Source organism: Streptomyces sp. NPDC004629 (assembly GCF_042873595.1).
Classification (GTDB): Bacteria; Actinomycetota; Actinomycetes; order Streptomycetales; family Streptomycetaceae; genus Streptomyces.
In genome coordinates, this window is record NZ_JBIALO010000084.1 from 1 (window position 1) to 2605 (window position 2605).

The 2605-nt window shown below is 73.9% G+C and carries 2 protein-coding genes and 1 pseudogene; all 3 read left to right on the plus strand.

The window, feature by feature from the left end:
- A partial coding sequence (locus ACFYTE_RS42280) for an alpha-glucosidase C-terminal domain-containing protein (protein ID WP_388722638.1) occupies positions 1 to 225 on the plus strand: 225 nt, incomplete at its 5' end.
- A 31-nt stretch (positions 226 to 256) separates the two neighbouring features.
- Entirely contained in the window at positions 257 to 1621 is a 1365-nt protein-coding gene (locus ACFYTE_RS42285; RefSeq protein ID WP_388722640.1) for a maltokinase, read from the plus strand.
- Between the two features lie 4 nt (positions 1622 to 1625).
- Positions 1626 to 2605 (plus strand): annotated as a pseudogene (locus ACFYTE_RS42290) (1,4-alpha-glucan branching enzyme); the annotation flags it as partial.

Sequence of the window (2605 nt, forward strand, 5' to 3'; positions counted from 1 at the left end):
GAACACGACGACGACCTCGTACTCTGCGTCCACAACTTCTCCCGCTTCGCCCAACCCACAGAGCTGGATCTGGGGCGGTTCGGCGGCCGGCATCCCGTCGAACTCGTCGGCGGGGTACGCTTCCCCGCCATCGGTGAACTCCCCTACCTCCTCACCCTCGCGGGCCACGGCTTCTACTGGTTCCGGCTCTCCCGAGTCGCATCCCGCATCGGCCGACGACGCTGAGCGCGCGGTGCCGAGGAAAGGACGCCTCACCATGCCGAAGACCGTAGCGCTCGGGCCGCGCGGCGCGGCCGGCCCCGACCGGCCGATGGCCTCCCTGACCGGGCTGCTCAGCGAATGGCTGCCGCGGCAGCGCTGGTTCGCGGGCCGGGACCGGCCCGTCACGGACCTCGCCCTGCTGTCCATGACCGAGTTGTTCCCGGGCTGTCTGCATCTGCTGGTGCACACCGGGCAGGGTGGCGTCCCGGCGCCCGGCGGCCCGCCCCCGGCCGGCGCCGGCTACCAGTTGCTGCTCGGCATGCGCTCGCATCCGGCGCCGCACCTGGAACGGGCGTTCATAGGCCGGGTGCGGGAAAGCCCGCTCGCGGGCGTCGCACTCTACGACGCGCTGCACGACCCGCGCTCGGCCGCGCTGCTCCTGGAACGGCTGCGACGGCCGGGCACGGCAGGCCCGCTGCGCTTCGAGGCGGATCCGGCCGTGCGGGTGCCCGGCGGGCTCGCGCCGCGTCTGCTGGACGCCGAGCAGTCCAACTCCTCTCTGGTGTACGGCGACGCGTACATCCTGAAGGTGTTCCGCCGGGTGGAGCCCGGCATCAACCCGGACCTGGAGGTGCCGGGGGCGCTGGCCGCGCAGGGCTGCACCCGGGTGCCCGCTCCGGTCGCCTGGTTCCGGACGACCGAGCCGCGGCCGGCGACGCTCGGGGTGCTCCAGCCGTTCCTGCCGGACGCCGCCGACGGCTGGACGCTGGCGCTGCGCGCGCTCGCCGCGGGGGACGACTTCACCACCGAGGCCTACGAGTTGGGGCAGGCCACGGCGGATGTGCATGTGGCGCTCGCCACCGCCTTCCCGTCCGCGGGTGGCGGCGAGAACGGCCACACGGTGGCCGCGATGACCGCCCGGCTGGAGGCGGCCGCGCACTGTGTGCCGGCCCTCGCGCCGTTCGTCCCGGGACTGCGCACCGCGTTCGGGGCGCTGGACGGCCACGACACCGCGCCGCCCGCCCAGCGCATCCACGGCGACCTGCACCTGGGGCAGGTACTGCGGGCCGGGCGGAACTGGTTCGTCATCGACTTCGAGGGCGAGCCCTCGCGCCCGCTCTCCGAGCGGCGCAGCGCGCAGTCCCCGGTACGGGACGTCGCCGGCATGCTGCGCTCCTTCGACTACGCGGCCCGGCAGCGACGCCCCTGGCACCCCGAGTGGGCCGACCGCTGCCGGGAGGCCTACTGCGCGGGCTATGCCGCCCGGGCCGGGTGGGACCCGCGCCGGGGGCACGCGCTGCTGCGTGCCCACGAGACCGACCGGGCGGTGTACGAGGCCGTGTACGAGGCCCGGCACCGTCCCGACTGGCTGCCCGTTCCCATGGCCGCGATCGAGCGGCTCGCCGTCAGGGAAGGCTGACACCATGGCACTGCGCGACACCTCGCTCCCCGAGCCGTCGGGCCCCGCGACGACGGCGGCGCCTCCGCTGGATCCCGCCGACCGCGAGCGGCTGCTCACGGGCGCCCACCACGACCCGCACGCCCTGCTGGGCGCCCACCCGGTGCCGGGCGGCACCCTCTTCCGGGCGCTGCGTCCCTTCGCCCGTGCGGTGAGCGTGCTGGTCGACGGGATGCGCAGCCCACTGGTCCGCGAGGGCGACGGGCTCTTCTCGGCCGTGCTGCCGCACACGACGATCCCGGCGTACACGCTGCTGGTCGAGTACACCGAGTACACCGAGTACGGGGGCACCGTTCACGAGACGGCCGACCCCTACTGTTTCCTGCCCGCGCTCGGCGAGCTGGATCTGCATCTGATCGGCGAGGGCCGGCATGAGCAGCTGTGGCGGGCGCTGGGCGCCGAGCCCATGACGCACCAGGGCGTGACCGGCACCCGCTTCACCGTGTGGGCGCCGAACGCCCGGGGTGTGCGGGTCACCGGCGACTTCACCAGCTGGGACGGCACGCAGTACCCGATGCGTTCGCTCGGCTCCTCGGGTGTCTGGGAACTGTTCGTGCCGGGCGTCGGCGAGGGCGCCCGGTACAAGTTCGAGATCACCTCGCGCCACGGCGACCGGTTCCTCAAGGCGGACCCCATGGCGCGCCGCACGGAGGTGCCGCCCGCGACGGCCTCCGTGGTGACGTCCTCGCACCATGTGTGGGGCGACGACGAGTGGCTGGCGCACCGCGCGGACATCCCGGTGCACGAGGCGCCGTTCTCCGTGTACGAGGTCCACCTGCCGTCCTGGCGCCCGGGACTGACGTACCGCCAACTCGCGGATGAACTCGCGGCGTATGTCAAGGAGTTGGGCTTCACCCATGTGGAGCTGATGCCGGTCGCCGAGCATCCCTTCGGCGGCTCCTGGGGCTACCAGGTCACCGGCTTCTACGCGCCGACCGCCCGCCT